Source organism: Enterobacter sp. V87_3, from assembly GCF_029967835.1.
Classification (GTDB): domain Bacteria; phylum Pseudomonadota; class Gammaproteobacteria; order Enterobacterales; family Enterobacteriaceae; genus Enterobacter; species Enterobacter cancerogenus.
The window spans coordinates 68,978-92,109 of record NZ_JASCAM010000029.1 but is presented as its reverse complement, the minus strand read 5'-3'; the positions used below and the strand labels follow the sequence as shown (position 1 = coordinate 92,109).

Annotated in this window: 15 protein-coding genes; 6 read left to right on the top strand and 9 right to left on the bottom strand. The window is 57.1% G+C overall.

Features of this window, described 5'->3' with window-relative positions:
- Both QLG21_RS17945 and QLG21_RS17940 read right to left on the bottom strand, forming a co-directional pair.
- Positions 1-1,941 (bottom strand): MacB family efflux pump subunit, encoded by a 1,941-nt coding sequence (locus tag QLG21_RS17945; RefSeq protein ID WP_088207623.1) that lies wholly within the window; start codon positions 1,939-1,941, stop codon positions 1-3.
- Complete coding sequence (locus QLG21_RS17940; protein ID WP_137849007.1) at positions 1,938-3,125, bottom strand: efflux RND transporter periplasmic adaptor subunit; 1,188 nt, start codon at positions 3,123-3,125, stop codon at positions 1,938-1,940. Before QLG21_RS17940 ends, QLG21_RS17945 begins: the two co-directional genes overlap by 4 nt.
- A 671-nt stretch (positions 3,126-3,796) precedes the next feature.
- Here QLG21_RS17940 and iroB point away from each other — a divergent pair.
- From iroB to QLG21_RS17920, 4 genes are all read left to right on the top strand, one after another.
- On the top strand, positions 3,797-4,912 hold the full coding sequence (gene iroB, locus QLG21_RS17935; protein WP_137849008.1) for a salmochelin biosynthesis C-glycosyltransferase IroB: 1,116 nt from the start codon (positions 3,797-3,799) through the stop codon (positions 4,910-4,912).
- A gap of 141 nt (positions 4,913-5,053) precedes the next feature.
- A complete protein-coding gene (gene iroC / locus QLG21_RS17930) occupies positions 5,054-8,713 on the top strand; it encodes a salmochelin/enterobactin export ABC transporter IroC (protein WP_282484908.1) in 3,660 nt (1,219 codons plus the stop codon).
- Between the two features lie 101 nt (positions 8,714-8,814).
- The gene (locus QLG21_RS17925) at positions 8,815-10,044 is read left to right on the top strand and encodes an esterase family protein (RefSeq protein WP_137849010.1); all 1,230 of its coding nucleotides are present in this window, start codon (positions 8,815-8,817) and stop codon (positions 10,042-10,044) included.
- Between the two features lie 83 nt (positions 10,045-10,127).
- Positions 10,128-11,084: an alpha/beta hydrolase gene (locus QLG21_RS17920; RefSeq protein ID WP_137849011.1), complete on the top strand. Its 957-nt coding sequence runs from the start codon at positions 10,128-10,130 to the stop codon at positions 11,082-11,084.
- Between the two features lie 44 nt (positions 11,085-11,128).
- On the opposite strand, the gene iroN is transcribed toward QLG21_RS17920, so the two are convergent.
- The 7 genes from iroN to mntR form a co-directional block, all read right to left on the bottom strand.
- Entirely contained in the window at positions 11,129-13,303 is a 2,175-nt protein-coding gene (gene iroN / locus QLG21_RS17915) for a siderophore salmochelin receptor IroN (protein WP_282484907.1), read from the bottom strand.
- Between the two features lie 345 nt (positions 13,304-13,648).
- Positions 13,649-14,689 (bottom strand): aldo/keto reductase, encoded by a 1,041-nt coding sequence (locus QLG21_RS17910; RefSeq protein ID WP_137849013.1) that lies wholly within the window; start codon positions 14,687-14,689, stop codon positions 13,649-13,651.
- A 103-nt stretch (positions 14,690-14,792) separates the two neighbouring features.
- Complete coding sequence (locus QLG21_RS17905; protein WP_137849014.1) at positions 14,793-16,316, bottom strand: efflux transporter outer membrane subunit; 1,524 nt, start codon at positions 16,314-16,316, stop codon at positions 14,793-14,795.
- Entirely contained in the window at positions 16,316-17,887 is a 1,572-nt protein-coding gene (locus QLG21_RS17900; RefSeq protein ID WP_137849015.1) for a DHA2 family efflux MFS transporter permease subunit, read from the bottom strand. The genes QLG21_RS17905 and QLG21_RS17900 overlap by 1 nt, the downstream gene beginning before the upstream one ends.
- Entirely contained in the window at positions 17,884-18,978 is a 1,095-nt protein-coding gene (locus tag QLG21_RS17895) for an HlyD family secretion protein (RefSeq protein ID WP_058610598.1), read from the bottom strand. Before QLG21_RS17895 ends, QLG21_RS17900 begins: the two co-directional genes overlap by 4 nt.
- 100 nt (positions 18,979-19,078) lie before the next feature.
- Complete coding sequence (locus QLG21_RS17890; RefSeq protein WP_058610597.1) at positions 19,079-20,188, bottom strand: anion transporter; 1,110 nt, start codon at positions 20,186-20,188, stop codon at positions 19,079-19,081.
- On the bottom strand, positions 20,185-20,658 hold the full coding sequence (gene mntR, locus QLG21_RS17885; RefSeq protein ID WP_042321075.1) for a manganese-binding transcriptional regulator MntR: 474 nt from the start codon (positions 20,656-20,658) through the stop codon (positions 20,185-20,187). The genes QLG21_RS17890 and mntR overlap by 4 nt, the downstream gene beginning before the upstream one ends.
- Before the next feature lie 182 nt (positions 20,659-20,840).
- On the opposite strand from mntR, the gene mntS reads away from it, so the two are divergent.
- On the top strand, positions 20,841-20,969 hold the full coding sequence (gene mntS / locus QLG21_RS17880; protein WP_042321071.1) for a manganase accumulation protein MntS: 129 nt from the start codon (positions 20,841-20,843) through the stop codon (positions 20,967-20,969).
- A 279-nt stretch (positions 20,970-21,248) separates the two neighbouring features.
- Positions 21,249-22,832: a phosphoethanolamine transferase gene (locus QLG21_RS17875; RefSeq protein WP_137849016.1), complete on the top strand. Its 1,584-nt coding sequence runs from the start codon at positions 21,249-21,251 to the stop codon at positions 22,830-22,832.
- The last annotated feature ends 300 nt before the right edge of the window (positions 22,833-23,132 follow it).

Below are 23,132 nucleotides of genomic sequence, written 5' to 3'. Positions count from 1 at the left end.
TTACTCGCTGGCCAGTGAAACGACCGGATCCATCCTTGCTGCCTTGCGGGCAGGGAGATAACCAAAGATCATGCCGATTAACGTTGAGCAGAAGAATGCGGCAGCAGCGGCCTGCCACGAATAAATGGCGGTGAAAAGGCCCCCTGCCAGCGCGGTGAACAGCGCTCCGGCAGCATACGACAGTGCAATACCTAACACTCCGCCTATCAGACATACCAGCACAGCCTCAATCATAAACTGCTGCATGATATCGCCCTGACGCGCACCGACCGCCATTCGCACGCCAATCTCATGGGTCCGTTCCGTGACCGACACCAGCATGATATTCATCACCCCAATACTGCCGATCATCAGCGAGATGCAGGCCACCATCAGAATCAGGATGCTAAAGGTCATTGAGGTCCGCTCGATTGATTGTCGAATCTGCTCAAAATTATAAAGCTGGAAGTCTTTCACGCCGTGGCGTTGAGTAAGAAGCTGAGAAATAGCGCTGACCGCTGCCTCGTTGGCAACATCATCCTTAAGCCTTACGCTGATGCTGGTCAACACCGGTTTTCCTGTCATTCGATACATCACCGTGCTGTAAGGCATCCAGACGTTAATGCGATTAGGCGCATAGCTTCGGCTGTTCCCTTTGGCGATGCCGACAACCCGTGCAGGCACGGAACCCAGAAAAACGATTTGCCCAAGTGCCTTGAGTCCCGCATCGTCAAATAACGCCTTGCGGGCGTTTTCATCAATGATGACTTCCTGCGAGGCATTTCGATCGTCCTGGAAAGTTGATCCCTGCAACAGTTCAATACCGTTTACGCGAAAATGATCGCGCCCAACGCCGTTGATCGTGGCGGTAGCGGATTTACCCAGAAAGCGAATGTTGTCGGAAGCGTTAACTTCGGGGCTGACGCTGTCAACAAACCCCTGCTTTGCTAATGCTTCGGCGTCTGCCGGGACCAGTGTACGAATGGCTTCGGTGCTGTCGTCAAAGAAATCCCTTCCCGGGTAGATGCTCACCACGTTGGTTCCAAGCTCCTTGATATTATCAAGGGTTCGCTGTTTCGCGCCTTCACCCAGCGCCACCACCGTAACAACCGCGGCGATACCAAAAATAATGCCCGTCATGGTTAACGTCGTGCGCAGGCGATGCGCATTCATCGCTTTTAACGCCATGTGCAGGGATTCACGGGTACGATCAACAATACTTTGCCACCAGCTTTGCTGAACGCTGTCAGGTCGTTTAAGGGCAACCCCGGAGGTAACACGACTGCCGGTATCAGAAATAATTTCACCGTCACGCAGCTCTATAATACGGTTAGCATGCTGCGCTACCTTCATATCATGTGTCACCATAACCACGGTATGGCCACGCTGATTCAGTTCACTGAGTATTGACAGTACCTCCTGACCGGACTGCGTATCCAGCGCGCCGGTGGGTTCATCCGCCAGAATGATTTCACCGCCGTTGATCAGCGAGCGGGCGATACTTACACGCTGCTGCTGGCCGCCTGAAAGCTCTCCCGGCTTATGATGTTCACGACCTTCCAGCCCGAGTCTTCCAAGCAATGTCGCCGCGCGCAGACGGCGCTTTTCGCGCTCGCTATTGGCATAAATCGCTGGAATTTCAACGTTACTTAACGCGCTCAGGTCGGGCATTAAATGATAACGCTGGAAGATAAAACCGATGTGCTCACGGCGGATCCTTGCCAGATCGTCAGGTGAAAGCTGGGCGGCATTTTGACCGCTGATATAGTAGTCGCCACAATCAGGAACATCGAGACAGCCCATAATATTCATCAGGGTTGACTTACCGGAACCGGAGGCACCGATGATCGCGACCATCTCCCCGGCAGCGATAGTCAAATCAATCCCTTTAAGCACGGTGAGATCCTGTCCACCGTTCCGGTAGGTGCGGCTGATGCCCTTGAGTTCTATGATATTACTCAAGATACAAACCCTTCCCCGGGTGCTTTTTCACCCGGCTGCGATAACACAACATGTTCCCCGGCTTTTACACCGTCCAGGATCTGGATATCCACACTGTTAGTAATGCCGGTTTTGACCTCACGGGTTTCCAGCCGGTTATCACTGGTCACTATCTGCACCTGCTGCTTGTTGCCACTCACTTTGTGCACAGCCTGAATCGGCACCAGTAACGTATTTTTAGCTTCTCCAGCCAGCAAGGTCACCTGTGCTGTCATGGCAATTCGCAGCCGATTTTCTGGATTGGGAACATCCAGCAGCGCGTTGTAGTACACCGAAGCATTTGACGTGCCTGACCCCGAGGATGAGCTACTGCTGGCCAGGCTATCATCTTTCATAACCGACTCAGGGGCCAGTTCAACGGTACGTAACGTGGCGTCATAATGCTTATCCGGCTCAGAGAAAATGGTGAATCTGGCTTTCTGTCCCGGTGAAATTCGCGTGATATCCGCCTCAGAGATCTGGGCTTTAATTGTCATCACGTCCAGACGGGCGAGTTTGATAATGGTCGGCGCACTTTGGCTGGAGTTAACCGTTTGGCCCTGTTGGGTGACAACGGCAATAACAATGCCGTCCATGGGAGCAACAACTTTTGTATAACCCAAATCGACCTTTTTCTTGTCGACATCAATTTGCGCCTGGACGAGTTTGGCGTTCAGTGCCGATAACTCAGCGCGGGTACTGGCAAGCGTGGTTTCAGCCGTTTCGAAATCTTCCCTCGAGCTGGCATCCTCATTTAGCATCTGGCGCTGGCGCTTAAAACGCAATGAGGCTTGCTTCAACTGCGCCTGCTTAGCCTGAAGGTCCGCTTTTACCACGTTGAGAGCAGCTTCTGCGTTGCGTAAATCATTACGCTGCGGCACGTCATCAATTTCAGCGATGAGCTGTCCTTTAGTGACACGATCGCCTAACTTCACTTTCAGCGACTTAACCTGACCAGAAACCTGTGCCCCAACGTTGACCCGCTCAATCGCATCAATTCGACCGGTAGCAAGTACGGCGTTTTCAATATCGCCGATGCGTACTGGAGCGGTAACATACTCAGGGACCTCGGGGCTTCTCAGGAAGAAAAACAAGGCGATGCTAAAAATAATTAGCAGAGCCGCAGCACAGGTCAATACGCGTCGGGGAGGGAATTTTGTTAGCATTACGCAGGTTTTCCATAACGATAAACAGCAGTGAATCAGGCATCATAGTAACATCGCCAGTATTTACGGGAAGTAAACACCGCGCTATTTGGTGAAGTAGCGTCATCGTAGACCCCCGCCATCAATTACACAGAATCACCCGGTCCGCCTGTAAACCGCCGCAAGAGTGGGATTTTGTGCCTGAATCCACAGATTCCCCTTTTGCTGAGCCCCACCTGCGATTTTTCCCATAATCGATTCATTGTGCATTAAGTGCTTAATTATAGTTGCAACCTAAACATGATAATAGTAATTATTATCATTAGCATTTGCATTGGTGGTTTATCTGGCAAGGTATACAGAGGTATCAGGAAACAAGCCTCTCCAGGTTTGTTGACCGGTCTCACACTCAACAAATGCATCAGAACACCGCGGCGTAGCAGCACGACGCCGTTTGGGCTGTTCAACAGGACAACGGCGCGTAAGCGTTAATGGAAGCCGGGACAAGGAATTCCCGATTCACCCGCCTACGTCACGGAATAGTCACCGACAGGACCGTCCGTAAGGCTGGTGAAACTCAAAAAGGACGCGGCGTCTGTCAAAGCAGGCTTAACGAAAATTAACGTCCTGCTGCTGGCATATGACTGCGTCGACTTCCTGATTTAGTTCGTCAAGCGGAGAGGGATTTTCTCATGCGTATTTTGTTTGTAGGCCCGCCTCTCTATGGGCTGCTGTATCCTGTGCTGTCTCTGGCACAGGCGTTTCGCGTTAACGGCCATGAAGTGCTGATCGCCAGCGGAGGAAAATTCGCCCAAAAAGCGGCAGAAGCGGGGCTGGTGGTATTTGACGCCGCACCCGGTTTTGATTCTGAAGCTGACTATCGCCGCCGCGAGGCACAGCGAAAAGAAAGTAACATCGGCACAAAAATGGGCAACTTCTCATTCTTCAGCGAAGAGATGGCCGATCACCTGGTGGAGTTTGCCGGACACTGGCGGCCCGATCTCATCATCTACCCGCCGCTCGGCGTCATCGGGCCTCTGATTGCCGCCAAATACGATATACCGGTCGTAATGCAAACCGTCGGCTTCGGCCATACGCCCTGGCATATCAAAGGCGTAACGCGTTCGCTCGCGGACGCCTATCATCGCCACGGCGTTGCGGCCGCACCGCGCGATATGGCCTGGATCGACGTAACACCACCGAGCATGAGCATTCTTGAAAACGACGGCGAACCCATTATTCCCATGCAGTACGTCCCGTACAACGGCGGCGCGGTGTGGGAACCGTGGTGGGAGAGGACGCCCGACCGTAAACGTCTGCTGGTGAGTCTCGGTACCGTCAAACCGATGGTCGACGGTCTTGACCTGATCGCCTGGGTGATGGATTCCGCCAGTGAAGTCGATGCCGAGATCATCCTGCATCTTTCGGCCAATGCGCGGTCGGATCTGCGCTCTCTGCCGTCAAATGTTCGCCTGGTCGACTGGATACCCATGGGAGCCTTCCTGAACGGCGCAGATGGCTTCATTCATCATGGTGGCGCGGGCAATACCCTGACGGCGCTGCACGCCGGTATTCCACAGATCGTCTTCGGCCAGGGTGCCGATCGCCCAGTCAATGCCCGCGCTGTTGTCGAACGCGGCTGCGGGATCATCCCCGGCGACGACGGCCTGTCGAGCAGCATGATCAATGCTTTCCTCGACAATCGCGCGCTTCGCGACGCCTCTGAAGAGGTAGCGGCGGAAATGGCAGCGCAACCCTGTCCAAGCGAGGTGGCGAAAAGCCTGATCGCGAGGATACAGAAAGGGTAACCACTGCGCCGTCATGACGATCATACGCCAGCACGCATCCAGGAATCATACGCCCGTAACAATGCGGGACCGAATCGGCCTGGCGTTTTTTTGCACAGCGATCCAACTCGGATCCTATTGTTTACAGACGGAGGAGGCTTAATGCCTGCGACTCACTCTCCCACACCTGCGCGGTCCTGGATAGTTCGCCTGGCGCGCGTGTGCTGGGAACGTAAGAAACTTAGCATCATCGTGGTGGTAGCGTCGGTCTCGACCATTCTGCTGGCCGCGCTGACGCCGTTGCTGACAAGGCAAGCGGTGAACGACGCGCTGGCGGGCAATCCGACTCGTCTGCCGTGGCTGGCCTGCGGGCTATTGCTGATCGCCTTTTTTGATTTCATCGGTAACTACGTGCGCCGCGGTTATGCCGGGGAGCTTTCGCTCTGGGTGCAGCACACCCTGCGAGGACGGGCATTCGACAGTATTCAAAAACTTGACGGCGCAGGCCAGGACGCACTGCGCACCGGGCAGGTGATTTCACGGACCAACAGCGATCTGCAGCAGGTGCATACCCTGCTGCAGATGTGTCCGGTGCCGCTGGCGGTGTTCACTTATTACATTGCCGGCATTGCCGTGATGCTGTGGATGTCACCCGCCATGACGCTCATCGTCGTGTGCGTACTGGCATGCCTGGCTATCACTGCGCTGCGCGCGCGTCGCCGGGTCTTCGCACAAACCGGGCTGGCTTCGGACCGACTGGCCAATCTCACCGAACATATGCGCGAGGTGCTGGCGCAGATCTCAGTGGTAAAATCCTGCGTGGCGGAGCTGCGTGAAACGCGCTGGCTGGATCGCCAGTCGCGGCAGATGGTGCGGGTACGCATCGGCGCGGCCATCTCGCAGGCGATGCCAGGTGCCACCATGCTGGCGCTGCCGGTGCTCGGGCAAATCGTCCTGCTGTGCTACGGCGGCTGGTCAGTCATGCACGGGCGCATCGATCTCGGCACCTTCGTAGCGTTTGCCAGCTTCCTCGCGATGCTGACCGGGCCAACCCGCGTACTGGCATCGTTTCTGGTTATCGCCCAGCGCACCCAGGCGTCCGTGGAGCGCGTGTTTGCTCTGATCGACACCCGTTCGCAGATGGAAGACGGGACGGAGGCGGTTAACGGCCAGGTTATCGGGCTGCAACTGGAGAATATGAGCTTCGACTACCGTGGCGGCAGACGCATCCTCAGCGATGTCTCCTTTTCCCTGCACGCCGGTGAAACCGTGGCGGTAGTGGGCGCATCGGGTTCCGGGAAATCCACGCTGCTGATGCTGCTGGCGCGTTTTTACGATCCCAGCGCCGGAGAGATATGGCTCAACACCAGCGCAGGCCGACAGAACCTCCGCGATCTCAGGCTGGAGGCGCTTCGTCGTCGGGTAGGCGTTGTGTTTGAGGATGCTTTTCTGTTTGCCGGTACGGTGGCAGAAAATATCGCCTACGGGCACCCTCAGGCAACGGCGGACGACATTCGCCTCGCGGCGAGGGCAGCAGGAGCCAGCGATTTTATCAACGCCCTGCCGAAAGGCTTCGATACCCCATTAACCGAACGCGGTACGAATCTTTCCGGCGGACAGAGGCAGCGAATCGCGCTGGCGCGGGCGCTCATTACCGCGCCGGAAGTGTTGATCCTCGATGACACCACCTCGGCGGTCGATGCCGGTACTGAAGCGGAGATCAACACCGCGCTGAGTCGCTATGCTGACGAAAAGCATATGCTGCTGGTGATTGCCCGACGCCGCTCGACGCTTCAGTTAGCCAGCCGGATTGTGGTGCTGGATAAGGGCCGGGTGGTGGACACCGGAACCCAGGCAGAACTTGAAGCGCGCTGTCCGGCGTTCCGCGCGCTGATGACCGGCGACGGCGATTTCCTCGCGCCTTCCCACAGTGGGCCTAACGGATTGTGGCCGACCGTACCAGCGGCGCAAGACGATGCGGCGCAGACGGGGGATAAAGGCTTTGTCGCCCGTATGACGCGCGTGCCGGAAAAGGCAGTACAGCAGGCGCTGGCCGGTAAAGGCCGCAAAGTCACGTCGCTGCTGAAGCCCGTGGCGTGGATGTTCGTCATCGCCGCCCTGCTGATCGCCCTCGATTCGGCGGCAGGCGTCGGGGTACTGATATTGCTGCAGCGCGGCATTGACTCCGGCGTTGCCACAGGCGATATGTCGACTATCGGCCTTTGTGCCCTGCTCGCCCTGTGCCTGGTGGCCGTGAGCTGGTGCTGTTATTCACTACAGACTGTCTTCGCCGCCAGAGCGGCAGAGTCAGTCCAGCATACGGTGCGCTTGCGCAGCTTCGGCCATATGCTGCGTCTTGGTCTCCCCTGGCATGAAAAGCATGTCGATTCGCGTCTGACCCGCATGACCGTAGATGTGGACTCGCTCGCCCGCTTTCTGCAAAACGGCCTTGCCGGTGCAGCCACCAGCCTGGTGACGATGTTCGCCATCGCCGCCGCCATGTTCTGGCTCGACCCGCTCCTGGCGCTGACGGCATTAAGCGCGGTGCCCGTGGTCGCACTGGCAACCTGGATTTATCGCCGCCTCAGCTCCCCTGCTTATGCGCAGGCGCGGCTGGAAATAGGCAAAGTCAACAGCACCCTGCAGGAAAAAGTCTCCGGCTTGCGCGTTGTGCAATCGCATGGCCAGCAGGAACAGGAAGCCGCCCGGCTGCGCGCGTTATCGGATCGGTTCCGTGCGACCCGCGTACGTGCGCAAAAATACCTTGCCGTCTATTTCCCGTTCCTGACCTTCTGCACCGAGGCCTCCTATGCCGCCGTTCTTCTGGTGGGAGCATCGCGGGTCGCCGAAGGCGAAATGACCGCCGGGGTGCTGGCGGCTTTCTTCCTGCTGCTGGGGCAATTCTATGGGCCAGTGCAGCAGTTATCAGGAATTGTCGACGCCTGGCAGCAGGCGACGGCCAGCGGCAAACATATCAATGAACTGCTGGCGACCGAAGGCATAGAGAACATCGAGCCCTCTTCCGCACCGCCCGCCACCGGCGCGCTGCATCTTGATGAGGTCACGTTCAGTTATCCCGACAGTCCTGAACCCGCGCTGAACAAACTTACCCTGACAATCCCTGAGGGAAGGGTCGTCGCGGTCGTTGGTCGCAGCGGTGCGGGTAAGTCAACGCTGATTAAGCTGATCGCCGGATTGTATTCCCCCACCCACGGCAGGATCAGCATTGGCGATCGGATGATTGATGATGCCTCGCTTGCCGATTACCGTCGCCAGATTGGGCTGGTCGATCAGGATGTGGCGTTGTTTAGTGGTGATATTGCGGAAAACATTCGTTACTCACGGCCATCCAGTACCAATGAGGACGTTGAGATTGCCTCTCAGCGGGCAGGGCTGTATGAGACGGTGCGCAATCTGCCGCAGGGATTCCGGACACCGGTGAATAACGGCGGTGCCGATCTGTCCGCAGGTCAGCGCCAGCTGATTGCGCTGGCCCGCGCACAACTGGCGAATGCTCACATCCTGCTGCTCGATGAAGCCACGTCACGCCTTGATCGCACATCCGAAGAGCGATTGATGTCATCCTTAACAGACGTCGCGCACGCCGGGAAGCACCTGGCGCTGATTGTGGCGCACCGTCTGACCACCGCGCAGCGCTGCGATCTGATTGCCGTTATCGATAAGGGGCAGCTTGCGGAATACGGCACCCACGAACAGCTGTTAGCGGCCGGCGGTCTCTATACCCGCTTGTGGCATGACAGCGTCGGCAGCGCTGTTCCCCATCGCCAGCACGACATCACGGGGGAAATCGTGGAAGAGTGATTGCACGCGCAAGACATTAAAAAACACGCGCTGAAGCGGCTGTTCCCGGAATAGCCGCTTTAGCTATTTATACTGACACCCTTCATATTCAAAGAGAGTGAATGCTGAACATGCAACAACATCCCTCTGCTATCGTCAGGCTGCGCAGTCAGCTGGCAGCAGGCCACATTGCTAACCTTTCTGACTTCTGGCGAGACGCTGAGTCACTGAATGTACCGCTGGTGACGCCAGTCGACGGAGCGAAAGACGAGCGTGATGTGACATTTCTGTGGCGCGCCAGGCACCCTCTGCAGGGCGTTTATCTGCGTCTGAATCGGGTGACGGATAAAGAGCACGTGGCGAAAGGGATGATGACCGCCCTTCCCGCAACGGATATCTGGACTCTGACGCTGCGTTTACCCGCAAGCTACTGCGGCTCCTATTCGCTGGTGGAAATCCCCACCGGCACCCCGGCCGAGACGATTGCACAGTCCGGAGGCCGCTTTGCTACCCTCGTCGGGCACGCCGATCCGCTAAACAAAACGCCGGGGATCAACGTTCGGGGAAGCACACAGGAGTCGGTGCTGGCACTTGATAAAGCCCCCGCCCAGTCCGAATGGCGCGGCGGGTCACCCAGCGGGCAATTGCTTACCTCGGCGCGCACTATCGCCGGGGAATCGCGCCGGGTTCGGCTCTATCTGCCGGACGTTGATGTTTCGCAGCCCCTCGGCCTGGTGGTGCTGCCCGATGGTGAAACCTGGTTCGATCACCTTGGCGTATGCGCGGCAATTGACGCCGCCATCAACAACGGACGCATCGTGCCCGTGGCTGTACTTGGTATCGACAATATCGATGAACACGAGCGAACTGCGATACTCGGCGGGCGCAGCGAGCTGATAAAGGATATCGCCGGCCAGTTGTTGCCGACGATCCGCGCTGAACACCCACAGCAGCAGTGGGCAGACCGTTCGCGCACCGTGCTGGCCGGACAAAGCCTTGGCGGGGTCAGCGCGCTCATGGCCGCTCGTCACGCACCGGAAACGTTCGGTCTGGCGCTCAGCCACTCCCCTTCAATGTGGTGGACGCCAGAGGGTGCCAGCCGGCCAAACGTGTTCAGCGAAACCGATACGTCATGGGTGAGCGAACATCTGCTTTCTGCCCCGCCGCAGGGCGTGCGCATCCGCCTGTGCGTGGGATCGCTGGAAGGTTCGACGGTACCGCACGTTCAGCAACTGCATCAGCAGTTGCTTACCGCGGGCGTCGACAGCCATTGCGCAATATATACCGGGGGTCACGATTACGCATGGTGGCGCGGCGCACTGATTGACGGGCTTGGTTTACTGCAGGGTTGACTTGACCCGCGAACACATTCAGGCAACTGTACAGGCTTCCTGAATAAAGAAAATGTCACCTGCGGAAAAGGAATAATCATCAGATGTATGCCCGCGAGTATTGCCCAACACGCCCGCGCAAGGCGCTTGTCACTCTTTTTTCTGGTCTCACCCTTATCTGGAGTGCGCACGCTTTTGCAAAGCCGGATATGCAGCCACTGGGGCCAAATATCGCCGATAAAGGCTCCGCGTTTTACCATTTCAGCGTCAACTCGTTCGACTCCGCCGATGGCAGCCGCCATTATCGGGTATGGACGGCCGTGCCAAATAAAGCCGCACCGGCGTCGGGCTACCCGATTTTATATATGCTCGACGGCAACGCAGTTATGGACCGCCTGAACGACGACCTGCTCAAACAGCTGGCAGAAAAATCACCGCCGGTGATTGTGGCTGTCGGGTATCAAACCAACCTCCCCTTCGATCTCAACGGCAGGGCCTACGACTATACGCCAGCAGCAGAAAGCGGCAAAACGGATACCCGCAACGGGCGTTTTAGCCGTAAGAGTGGGGGTAGCAACGACTTCCGCCAGTTACTGGAAACGCGTATAGCGCCAAAGGTGGAACAGGGATTGAATATCGATCGGCAGCGTCGCGGCCTGTGGGGGCACTCCTACGGCGGCCTGTTCGTGCTGGATGCCTGGCTGTCCTCCTCTTATTTCCGGACGTACTACAGCGCCAGCCCGTCGTTGGGCAGAGGCCATGATGCGCTGTTGAGCCGCATCACGGCGGTTGAGCCGTCGCAATACTGCGCCAGGCGCCTGATGATAATGGAAGGTTCGGCGACGCCGGGCGATAACCGGGAAACGCATGCTGCCGGGGTGCTGACGAAAATACATGCGACTCTCGCCACGCTGGAAGATAAAGGCGTCACTGCCGCCTTTTGGGATTTCCCAAACCTGGGACACGGACCGATGTTCAACGCCTCCTTTCGCGGAGCGCTGTTAGATATCAGTGGTGAAAACGCAGGTAACACAGCAGGCTGTCATGCATTAAGCCGCTAAACACTGCCCGCCTTGACGCGGGCAGTACGCCTCTGGCACTACGATCAGAATGACGCGGTAACACCGGCATAATAAGCCCGACCAGGCTCGTTATAGGTATTCGCCCCTTCGGAAGATCGGTAGATCTGTTTATCGAAGATATTGCTGACACCAACGTTAAGACGCAGATTTTTATTAATATCGTAATTAAAGTTCGTCCCCACCAGCGAATAAGCGCCCAGCTCTTTACCTGACAGACCGCCCGTATCTTCACTGCGAGTTTCCGAATGAGTACGCGGTTTTTGTCTGCCGTATAACGTCCAGTTGACGCTGGCAGAGAACGCCTGGGTGATGGTCCAGTCAAGCGAGTTATTAATGGTGTATTTCGGGATGATCGACAGCGGGTTACCGGTATCTTTTTGCTCCGAGGTGATCATCCAGGTGGCATTGGTATTCCAGTTCAGACGATCTTTCACCAGCGGGAACGCCATGCTGGCTTCGATACCGTCCACCAGCGCTTTCCCGCCGTTCTGCCACTGGAGAATATATGCGCCGGAAGCGGTTTGCCCGATAACATTATCTCCGGCCACAATCTTATTCTGGTAGTCATTGCGGAAGTAGGTCACGCTGGCGTGGTAATCTTCCCAGGCGAACTCCAGCCCAATTTCTTTATTAATGCTGATTTCCGGATCGAGATCTTTATTACCGATCAGGTAGCAGCCGCCCGATGTAATATCTTTTGGACAACCGTTGCCTTTCGAATAGAGCAGATAACCTTCACTGGATTGATACAGGTTGGGTGCTTTAAAGGTTCTGGCAATCCCCGCTTTGACTTTGAAGTAATCCCCCAATTCCTGCGAGAGGTTCAGGCTGGGGCTGAAGTTACCGCCGGACTCGTTGAGATAATCAAAGCGCAGGCCGGGAATGATATTCGTGCCGGGAACCGGCTCAATATTATCTTCAAGATACAGCGCACTGATTTGGGAATGATTTTTACTGCTGCGATCTGCAGCTGAACCAGAAATGCCGCCGATATTGCTGTCAGCCCCCGTCAGGCTGGTAGAGGAAGGATCGTCGAGCTCATCGCGGCTCCACTCTGCACCCACGGTCAGCGTTTGATCGACCAGCGCATTCAACGGAATATTAACCTCGCCGCTGGTTCGCCAGGAGCTCAGGCGATTGGTCGTGAACTTTTCATCCGCCGAAATACGTCCTTCACCACCGCCGGATAATCCTTCGTTCATACGGGTGTTATTGGTTTTCTCATAATAGACACCAAAACGGCTTTGACCCCAGTCCCAGATACCATTGTGCGTAACGCCATAATTCTGTCGGTACAGGCGGTTCGTCTCTTCACCGGATTTCGCCAGGCTTTCAGTGACGGCACTGGAAGAACTGTTTTGGGTATCGCCAGCATAGATATTCCCCTGGCGGCTATATCCGGCTTCGAAATCGATTATTTGCTGTGGATTTAATTTCCACGAGACAACGCCGTTGATATCTTTGTTGCGCACCCCTTCATGCCCGGCCGCGTTTTTCGTACCGGCCAGGGAGTTAATATCCCAGCTGTCGGCATCGGTTTTATTCAGGTTGCCGTACAGACGCATGGTCAGCGCATCGCCAGCCAGCGGCCCACTCAGGCTGAAGTTGGCGCGACGCGTAGCGCCTTCGTCGCTGCTTTCCGGCTGGTTAGTGTATAACGACAGCGAACCGTGCCAGTCGTTGGTGGGGCGTTTGGTAATGATGTTCACCACCCCGCCCGCTGCGCCCGAACCGTAGCGTGCCGCCGCAGGGCCGCGGATCACTTCTATACGCTCAACCTGTTCCGGTGGCACCCAGTTGGTGTCGCCGCGGGTATCACGCTCTCCGCGCCAGCTATAACGCACGGCGTTGCGCGACGTCACCGGTACACCATCAATTAAAATTAAGGTGTTCTCCGGCCCCATGCCGCGAATGTCGATCTGGCGGTTATTACCGCGTGTACCCGAGGCGCTGTTGCCGGTCAGATTAACACCGGGCATTTTGCGAATAATATCGGAGAGATCGTTGACCGGAGGGTTCTTTTTAATATCTTCGCTGGTAATAATCGACACGCCCGGCTGCTGTTTGAGTACCTGCTCAGCGGTGGCTTCCACCACCAGGGTCTCGTCGTTATCATCGGAGGATTGTGCCAGTGATACCTGACTGTTCAACCCTGCCAGGAGCGCAGTGAGTGGCCAGAAGATCTTGATAATTCTCATACCCATTCCCTAATACATGCCTAACGTAAAAGTGATTGATCGTTAAGCTCACATCCTTGCCAGATATTTTTAACTGCCATTATTTTTATAATAAGAATGATAATTAATATCATTTAGAGAGGGTTAAGGCAATCTTTAATAACACGGATGCGCGCATTAACGAAACGCACGCATTGACCGGAATGATTCTTCCCGGTACCGCCCTGTGCGTGCGTAAAGCTGGCGTACTGAATCAGCGGAAGAAGAGAACGGCCCACGGGAATGTCGTGTAGTGACATAACGTTAATATGACATTACAGGGGAACGTAGCCCCGGTAAGCGCAAGCGCCACCGGGGAAAGAAAGGTTATTGTTGCGCTAACTGATTGCGACGGTACTCGCCCTGGCGCTCCAGCATCCAGCCAGGATACTCGCGCGGCAGCGCGCTGACCGCATCCAGCTGTTTCAGCTCATCGTCGCTCAGCTGAACGCTGGTTGCGGCAATGTTGTCATCCAACTGATCGACCCGTTTCGCCCCGATAATGACGCTGGTCACCGCCTTCTGGTGCAGCAGCCATGCCAGCGCAATTTGCGCCACCGACACGCCCTTTTCTTCCGCCAGGGTGCGCATCACATCCACGCAGTCGAAAGCGCGATCCTTGTTCACGGGCGGGAAATCAAACTCCAGTCGACGTCCGCCTGATGCGCTCTGTCCGTTGCGGTCATACTTGCCGCTCAGCAGGCCACCCGCCAGCGGGCTCCAGACCATCAGCCCGACGCCTTCGCTCTGCATCATCGGCACCAGCTCACGCTCCAGATCGCGCCCGGCAAGGGTGTAATACGCCTGCAACGAAGCAAATCGCGACAGCCCCAGACGCTCGGAAATGCCCAGCGCTTTGGCGATCTGCCATGCCGCCCAGTTAGAGACGCCGATATAGCGTACGTGACCGTGCTGAACGAGGTTATCCAGCGCATAAAGCGTCTCTTCGATCGGCGTGGCCGGGTCAAAACCGTGGAGCTGATAAAGATCGATATGATCGAGCTGCAGGCGGCGCAGGCTCTCTTTGGCACTATTGATGATGTGGTATCGCGAGCTGCCGCGCGAGTTCACCCCCGCCGTTCCCGTTTCACCGAAGACTTTTGTGGCGACCACTACGTTCTCGCGGGGGACCTTCAGGTTCTTCAGCGCCTGGCCGGTGATCTCCTCCGACCGCCCTTCCGAGTAGACATCTGCCGTGTCGATAAAATTGATCCCGGCGTCCAGCGCCCGGCCCACCAGCTGCTCGGCGTCGCTTTGCTGAAGCTGACCAATCTTGCCCCACATGCCGCCTTCCCCGCCAAAGGTCATGGTCCCGAGGCACAGTTCAGAAACAAACAGACCGGTATTGCCCAGTTTTTGATAACGCATAATTCATTCCTCGCTTTTCGTTTGGGTGCTTAACAGTTATACCCGCCGCTCAGCCAGCGCGAATGTGGCGTTCCTGTCCGTTTCTTGCCCAATCCTCTGAATCTTATCCCCGCGGCGCGTCGCCAAAGACCTTGTAATCTGGCAGCTGCACCTGCTGATACGGCTCCCAGCCGCCGCCCAGCGCCTTATACAGCGCCACCAGGTCGAGCGCGCTTTGCACCTGCGCCTGGGCCCGCTGCTGCTGCGCCTGAGCCAGCTGACGCTGCGCGTCCAGCACGTCGATAAAGCTGGCGATCCCCTGTCGATAGCTGTCGCTCGCCAGGTCGAAGGCGTTTTGCAGCGCATCAATGGTTTTCGCGAGGCCCGCTTCGCGCTGCTGGTCGGTGCGGTAGCTCACCAGCGCGTTTTCAACATCACCCAGCGCGGTCAGCACCGTCTGGCGATAATCCAGCACCGCTGCGCCCTGCTGCGCACGCGCCACCTTCACGCTGGAGACCAGCCGACCGCCCTGGAAGATGGGAATGGAAACCTGCGGGCCAAAGCTGTAGAAGTGGCTGCTCCAGTCGGTGAGCCAGTTGGTTTCGCTGTTGCGCAGACCAAACTGCCCGGAAAGGGTAAAACTCGGGAACAGCTCCGCCACCGAGACGCCGATCTCCGCCGTCGCCGCATGGAGTCGGGCTTCCGCCTGACGCACGTCCGGCCGGCGGCGCGCCAGCGTCGACGGAATGCCCGTCTGGACAATATCCGGCAGCGCGGGCATCGGCTGTGCCGACTGCAGCTCTGCGTCCAGCGCGCCCGGCGGTTTGCCGAGCAGAATGGCCAGGCCGTTCATCGCCTGGCGTTCCTGTGCCTGATACTGCGGCAGCTGCGCCTCCAGGTTGCCCAGCTGCGCACGGGCATTCTCCACATCCATCTGCGGTGAAAGCCCGCCGCGCTGACGGCTGTCGGTAAGCTCCAGCGTCTGCTGTGCGCTCTCAATCTGGGTATTCAGCGTGGCGATAATGCTCTGCGCGCCGCGCAGCTGTAGCCACGCCCGCGCCACTTCCGCCTCCAGCGACACCAGCGCATCGTTACGCTGCTCAATGGCCACCCTCTGCTGCGCTTCGGCGGCCTCAACCTGACGGCGCACCTTGCCCCACAGGTCGATTTCCCACTGGGCGTCAAAGCTGCCCTGGTAAAGATTGATCGGCTGGGTCAGCGGGCCTAACGCGCCTCGCAGCTGCGGGTCGACATTATCAAGCTGGTCGTACACCCCATGAGATTTCAGCTCCCCCTCCAGCCCAAGCTGCTGGCGCGTTGCCTGCAGGTTGCCGTTAACCGCCGGATAAAACGCGCCGCCCGCCTGATTAATTTGTTCACGCGCGCCGGCGATGCGCAGCACCGTTTGCTGCAGCGATAAATTCCCGGCGATGGCGCGTTCAACCAGGCTGTCGAGCTGCGGCGAGCCAAAGGTTTTCCACCAGCGCGGGTTGGTCGCGGCTGAAACCGTTTTCGACTTCACCTCGCCGTCGCCCTTGTCATTCCAGTGGCTGGAGGGTGGCGGTGCGGGCTGCTGGTAGTCCGGCCCGACGGCGCAGCCAACCAGCAACATCATTATCATCAGGGGGTGTAAACGTCTGTGTATCATCAGTGTGCTCCTGCACTCCCCTCGCTCTTAACCGGCGAGAGCAACAAACAAAACGGAATCAGTAAAAAGGCCACCGCGCTCAGAATGGTAAAGACGTCGATATAGGCCAGGAAGCGCGACTGTTCGATCATGGTCTGGTACATCCGCCCGGTGGCGATACCCATCGGGTCGCCCACCTGCGTCGTGAAATTCTGGATAGCCTGGGCGCTTTCGCGGATCGCCAGCTGGAACTGCTCGTTAAACGGCGAGGCGTGATACGCCAGATGCGCGCTGTGGGCCTGAGAGCGCTCGGTAATCGCTGCCGTTGAGAGCGAAATGCCAATCGAGCCTGCGACGTTGCGGAACATGGTAAACAGCGCCGCCGCGTCAGCGTTGAGCTGCCGTGGGATCGAAATAAACGCAATGGTGGTCAGGGGCACAAACAGGAACCCCAGCCCAATCGACTGCGCGCTGCGGAACAGCACCAGCGTTTCGAAATCAATATCCGGCGTCAGCGTGCGCGACCAGAAGAACGACACCGCCAGACAGGTAAAACCGAAGGCGATGATCCAGCGCGTCTGCACCACCGGCATCAGCTTTAGCACCAGCGGTATGGTCAACACAATCAGTATTGCGCCCGGCGAAAGCACCATGCCCGACCAGGTGGCGGTATAGCCCAGATCCTGCTGCGCCAGCTGCGGGATGACCACTGAACTGCCGTAGAGGATCATCGCCATGCCCGCCATCAGCAGGCTTGAGACCGCAAAGTTCTTATCCTTCATGCAGTGCAGGTCAACCACCGGCTTTTTGGCGTACATCAGCCAGTAAATCGCGCCGATAATGCCGATAAGCGTCAGCACCGCAAAGGTGCGGATAAAGTTTGAGTAGAACCAGTCGTCATCCTCACCCCGGTCGAGCATCACCTGCAGGCAGCCCAGCCCGAGGGCGATCAGGCCGATCCCCGTCCAGTCAACGGAGAGCTTCTCTTTGGATTTACTTTCCCACGGCGGATCTTCCAGAAGCTGGTAGATCGCCAGCACCGTAATGATCCCCACGGGAATGTTGATGAAAAATACCCAGCGCCAGGAGTAGTTGTCGGTGATCCAGCCGCCCAGCGTCGGGCCAAGCACCGGCGCGACGATAATGGCGATGGACGAGAGGCCAAAGGCTTTACCCCGATCCTCCGGCTTGAAGTAATCGAGCAGCACCGACTGCTGGGTAGGCTGTAGCCCGCCGCCGAAAAAGCCCTGCATGATGCGGAACAGAATGATCTGCCACAGCTCGGTGGCAATGCCGCACAGGAACGAACAGACGGTAAACATCACGATGCAGATCAGAAAGAACTGCTTGCGGCCAAACACCCGGCTCAGAAAGGCGGAAATAGGCAGCACGATGCCGTTGGCGACCAGGTAACTGGTGAGCACCCAGGTGGATTCGTCATAGCTTGACGAGAGCGACCCGGCGACGTGCGGCAGCGCCACGTTGACGATGGTGGTGTCGAGGATCTCCATAAACACCGCCAGCGTGACTACAATCGCCACCGCCCACGGGTTGCTGGCAGGCTTCCAGCTGTCGTGGCTGTGGTCCGTCATTCCACCGTCACCTTCGGTTCAACCGACAGCCCCAGCGGCAGCGGTTTGTTCGGATCCAGACCTTTATCAATGACGATTTTCACCGGCACGCGCTGGACGATTTTCACAAAGTTACCGGTGGCATTTTCCGACGGGAAGGCCGAGAAGCGCGATCCGCTTCCCTGCTGGATGCTGTCGATATGGCCTTCAAGCGCCATATCTGGCCAGGCATCCACAGAGACGCTGACCTTGTCGCCCGGCTTCATGCGCTCAAGCTGCGACTCTTTGAAGTTCGCAACCACCCACACGTTCGGTGAGACCAGCGAGAACAGCGCCGTTCCCGCCTGCACCAGCGTGCCGGGCTGAACGTTGCGTTTGGTGACAAAGCCGTCGAACGGGGCGCGCACCTCGGTGTACGAAAGATTGAGATTGGCGGTTTCGAGCTGCGCTTTCGCCTGGTCAACCTGACGTTCACGCGCTTCGACGTTGGTCTCCTGCTGGCGAATCTGCAACTGAACCTGCTCCGCCACCTCAAGCTGCGCCTGCGCGCTGGCCAGGCCAGCCTGAGCGCTACGCAGCTGGGCGTTAGCGGAATCGATACTTTGCTGGGTGGTCGCACGGGGGTCAACGCCGCGCTGGCGGCGATACTCGGCCTGGGCGTTCGCCATATCTGCCTGCGCCTTGAGCACCTGCGCTTTGGCTTCGTCGCGCTGGGCAGGATACTGCACCTTCGAGAGCGCCAGCTGGGCCTGCGCCTGATGCAGCTGTGCCACGGCCAGCCCAAGCTGGGCCTGCGCCTGGTCGCGCTGCGCGGCGGTATCGCGCGGATCGATAACCACCAGCACATCACCTTTCTTCACGCGCTGGTTATCGCGCACCCGCAGCTCGGTGACATAGCCCGCCGTTTTGGGGGCGATGGTCACCACGTCGCCGTCGGTAAAGGCGTCGTCCGTGGTCTCTTCGTTACGGGTTAAAAACCACCAGACCAGCGCCACCACAACCATCACCACGACAACGATGCCGAGGATAATTAACGGTTTTTTGCCGGGGCGCTTGCGTTCTTTATTGTTTTTTTCCTGCTCGTCAGCAGGGGGATTTTGTTCTTCTGCCATGGTCAGCAACGGTCCTGTCAATGAGCGGCATCACACTATGCCGTTCACTAAAGCTAGGACGTTGCTATACATTTGCCAGGATAAACTGACAAATAACGCACTATATGAGAAGGAATAGTCCGAATCCGATCCCCGCTGCCCAGGCCAGCATGGGGATCGACCACAGGTGGAAGCGCCACCAGATGCGGCGATCGTTCGCCATCCGCAGGGCAATGAGGTTCGCGAGCGAGCCGGGAAGCAGCCCAAAGCCGCCGATGTTGACCGCCCAGGCCAGCAGCGCCGTTGGAGGAACGTAGTTAAGCAGCAGAATGGTGGACGGGACATTGCTGATAAACTGCGACAGCCCAATCGCCGTCAGCCACAGCGCCGGCTGAGACAGGCCGCTGACGCCGTGCAGAACGTGCTGTAGCACCGGCAGCTGGATCAGCAGATGCACATCGATAAACATCGCCATAAAGACCAACAGCAGCGTCCAGTCGACGCTCACCAGCACGCGTCTTGCCAGCAGCAGGAACCCACCGGCCACCAGCAGCACGCCCGCCAGTTCGAACTTCATTTCCAGCGCCGTCAGGAAAACGATATACAGCCCCAGGCAACTCCAGACCAGACGCGGCTGCCACTGCGGGCCGGGGGTGCCGCTGTGGTACTGAAGTTTTTTGGTTGGGAAGGCGAACCAGGCGACGAGCAGCAGCGAGACCATCATCACCAGCGCCAGCGGGGCCATCTGCCAGGTAAAGGCGGCAAATGACAGGCCGGAGCGCCCCCACAGCAGGATATTTTGCGGGTTGCCGATGGGGGTCAGCAGTGAACCGGCATTGACGGCCAGCGCCTCGAAAATGATCAGCCGGGTGACCGGGATTTCGCACAGCTTACGCAGCGTAAGGGTCAGCGGCACAACGATAAACAGCGCCACGTCGTTGGTGAGAAAGGTCGACAGCACTGCTGCAGACAGCACCATAAACAGCGCCAGCCTGCGTTCGGTGGCAAAGCGGCGCACCATTTTGCGCCCCAGCACGTCAAAATAGCCGCTCAGCTCAACCCCTTTGGTGAGCATCATCAAACCGCTCAGGGTAATGATGGTGCGCCAGTCAATCGCCGCCGGCCAGGCCTGCGGCGCGAACGGCACAAAAAGACTCAGCCCGATTCCAGTAATAATTAACAGATGAAAGAAACGATCGCGTGCAAGAGCCTGCAGTCCGGGGATCTTCATTCAGCGGAGGGACCATATTTAAGGGTAAATTCGCGGAACTTCACCAGCGTCTCTTCGCTAACGTGATGCTCCATCCCTTCCGCGTCCCGACGGGCAATCTCCGGGCTTACGCCCAGCACCAGTAAAAAGTTCTCGACGATCTGATGCCGCTCGCGGCTCTCCTGCGCCAGCTTTTCCCCTTCCGGCGTCAGAAAGACCCCGCGCCACGGGATCATCTCGATCAGCCCCACCGTCGCCAGGCGTTTTAACATCTTGGCAACCGTAGGCTGGGACACGCCCAGTCGTGCGGCCATGTCGACCTGGCGCGCTTCCCCTACCTCACGGATAAGATCGGAGATCAGCTCCACGTAATCATCAATCAGTTCGCGACGGTGCGCCTCACGCACCTGGCGGAACCCTTCAACGTGCTCCTCAACGTTCACCAGTTGCGTCATTTTTTTTGTTGTTGGCTTACCTGCGCGACGGTTCATTGTGCTTCCTCAATGGGTTGACGCTTCCAGCGCCCTGTAACGGAGCGCACATTGTAAACCATAGCTCTACAACCACAAAAAATTAACGATTTAGCCATAGCTATACAATATAGCCTGTGCTATATCTGTATGTAATGCAGTCACCCTTCACGGATCGAAGGGATCAGAAATCAGGAGGTCACATGAACGAATTCAAGAGGTGTATGAACGTGTTTACCCACTCTCCTTTCAAAGTGCGCTTAATGCTGTTGAACATGCTGTGCGATATGTTTAGCAACAAACCGCACCAGGACGACAAACCTTCCCACTAAGCGGCGTCGCGGTACGCCGCTTCATTTTTCCGTCATCTTTCCGCTGTACACTGGCCTTCAGCCCCCTATTTCCCGATCTTTTTCGCGGTTTTGTAACCCTCTTCGCAAAACATCGCTGTAGCAACTGTTGACCTTATTTCGCGCGCGCACTATCTTCTTGCAGCCCTGCACCATTTGCGGCTCGCTGAAGCGGACCCTCATTCCCTCTCCACGCACTGTCAGGCAGGCTTTGACCCTTGGCGCCAGGGTGAGCACATGGCGTTTTCATGATAGTGACCTATGAACGTAACCCTGAAAGAAACGCTTGTTACCCGCAGTCGGGCCTTAAGCCCGTGGACGGGATTTTACTTTCTGCAATCTCTGCTGATTAACTTTGCGCTTGGCTATCCGTTTAGCCTGCTTTATGCCGTCGCGTTCACCTGCATACTCCATCTGCTGTGGCGCACCGCGCCGCGGGCGCAGAAAATCCTCGTCGGGATTTGTTCCCTGATTGCAGCACTCTATTTTCCGTTTGGTCAGGCCTATGGCGCGCCAAACTTCAATACCCTGCTGGCGCTGCACTCCACCAATATGGAAGAGTCCACCGAGATCCTGACGATCTTCCCGTGGTACAGCTACGTCGTCGGGCTCTTCATCTTTGCGCTTGGCGCGATCGCCGTGCGTCGTAAACCCGACGGCAAGAAGCCGTGGGGGAAAATTGAGCATCTGTGTCTGGCGGTGAGCGTGGCTGCCTTTTTTGTCGCGCCGGTGCAAAACCTGGCCTGGGGTGGCGTCTTTAAGCTTAAAGATACGGGTTATCCGGTCTTCCGCTTTGTGAAAGATGTGGTGGTGAATAACCAGGAAGTGCTCGACGAACAGACGCGCATGGCCGAACTGTCCAATATGAAAGACACCTGGAACGTGCTGGCCGTGAAGCCGAAGTACCACACCTACGTGATGGTGATCGGCGAAAGCGCCCGACGCGACGCGCTGGGGGCGTTTGGTGGCCACTGGGACAATACGCCGTTTGCCAGCTCGGTAAATGGCACGCTGTTAACCGACTACATTGCCGCCAGCGGCTCGACCCAAAAGTCACTCGGCCTGACGTTAAACCGCGTGGTCGATGGCAAACCTCAGTATCAGGATAACGTGATTACCCTGGCAAACCGCGCCGGTTTCCAGACCTGGTGGTTTTCAAATCAGGGCCAGATTGGGGAATACGATACGGCCATCGCCAGCATCGCGAAACGGGCTGACGAGGTTCAGTTCCTGAAAAGCGGCGACTTTGAAGCGGATAAAAACACCAAAGATGAAGCGCTGCTGAAGATGACGGCGCAGGTCTTTGCCACACAGCGCACTCAGCCGCAGCTGATTGTCCTGCATCTCATGGGTTCTCACCCGCAGGCCTGCGATCGTACCCAGGGAAAATACGCGGAGTTTGTGCAGTCCAAAGAGACGTCCTGCTATTTGTACACCATGACGCAAACCGACGATCTGTTGAGCAAGCTGTACGCGCAGCTTCGTAACTCGGGTGACAGTTTCTCGCTGGTCTATTTCTCGGATCACGGGCTGGCGTTTAAAGAGCGCGGGAAAGAGGTGCAGTACCTGGCGCATGACGATAAGTTCCAGCAAAACTTCCAGGTGCCGTTTATGGTGCTGTCCAGCGATGACAAATCGCATCGCATCATTAACGCGCGCCGTTCGGCGAATGATTTCCTGACCTTCTTCTCGCAGTGGACGGGGATTTCAGCGAAAGAGATAAAAAATGCGTATACGTTTATCTCGAACAAGAAAGCTCCCCCAGTGTACGTTACCAACTTTAAGTTACAGAAAGTTGACTACAACCATCTGGGGACGGATATCTTTGATATTAAGAGTAAGTAAGAGCGCGCCCTCAATGCTTGAGGAGTCTCTACAAATTAATGCGCAGTAATTAATCTCTTCGCCCCATTGGGGCTGAGGAATCCCCAGAAATTACAGCCTGGCGCAGAATACTCCCTCTCCATTCAGGGAGAGGGCTGGGGTGAGGGGGAACATACGGCTGTGGTGGTTATTCAGTTCAATTTACGAGCTTTGCTACTCTGTAACCATAGAACCTGTGAACGTGATAAGGGGGCCGCGGTGGCCCCCTTATCACGTTCACAGGTTCTGAACACAGTATATTCTGCACATATTGAGGTGAAC

Bases quoted from the DNA above. Each gene is read 5' to 3' on its own strand.
- iroB (WP_137849008.1), top strand. From the start codon at position 3,797: ATGCGTATTTTGTTTGTAGGCCCGCCTCTCTATGGGCTGCTGTATCCT.
- mntR (WP_042321075.1), bottom strand. From the start codon at position 20,658: ATGAACCGTCGCGCAGGTAAGCCAACAACAAAAAAAATGACGCAACTG.
- QLG21_RS17925 (WP_137849010.1), top strand. From the start codon at position 8,815: ATGCTGAACATGCAACAACATCCCTCTGCTATCGTCAGGCTGCGCAGT.
- QLG21_RS17895 (WP_058610598.1), bottom strand. From the start codon at position 18,978: ATGGCAGAAGAACAAAATCCCCCTGCTGACGAGCAGGAAAAAAACAAT.
- QLG21_RS17875 (WP_137849016.1), top strand. From the start codon at position 21,249: ATGAACGTAACCCTGAAAGAAACGCTTGTTACCCGCAGTCGGGCCTTA.
- QLG21_RS17905 (WP_137849014.1), bottom strand. From the start codon at position 16,316: ATGATACACAGACGTTTACACCCCCTGATGATAATGATGTTGCTGGTT.
- iroC (WP_282484908.1), top strand. From the start codon at position 5,054: ATGCCTGCGACTCACTCTCCCACACCTGCGCGGTCCTGGATAGTTCGC.
- QLG21_RS17940 (WP_137849007.1), bottom strand. From the start codon at position 3,125: ATGCTAACAAAATTCCCTCCCCGACGCGTATTGACCTGTGCTGCGGCT.
- QLG21_RS17910 (WP_137849013.1), bottom strand. From the start codon at position 14,689: ATGCGTTATCAAAAACTGGGCAATACCGGTCTGTTTGTTTCTGAACTG.
- iroN (WP_282484907.1), bottom strand. From the start codon at position 13,303: ATGAGAATTATCAAGATCTTCTGGCCACTCACTGCGCTCCTGGCAGGG.
- QLG21_RS17920 (WP_137849011.1), top strand. From the start codon at position 10,128: ATGTATGCCCGCGAGTATTGCCCAACACGCCCGCGCAAGGCGCTTGTC.
- QLG21_RS17900 (WP_137849015.1), bottom strand. From the start codon at position 17,887: ATGACGGACCACAGCCACGACAGCTGGAAGCCTGCCAGCAACCCGTGG.
- QLG21_RS17890 (WP_058610597.1), bottom strand. From the start codon at position 20,188: ATGAAGATCCCCGGACTGCAGGCTCTTGCACGCGATCGTTTCTTTCAT.
- mntS (WP_042321071.1), top strand. From the start codon at position 20,841: ATGAACGAATTCAAGAGGTGTATGAACGTGTTTACCCACTCTCCTTTC.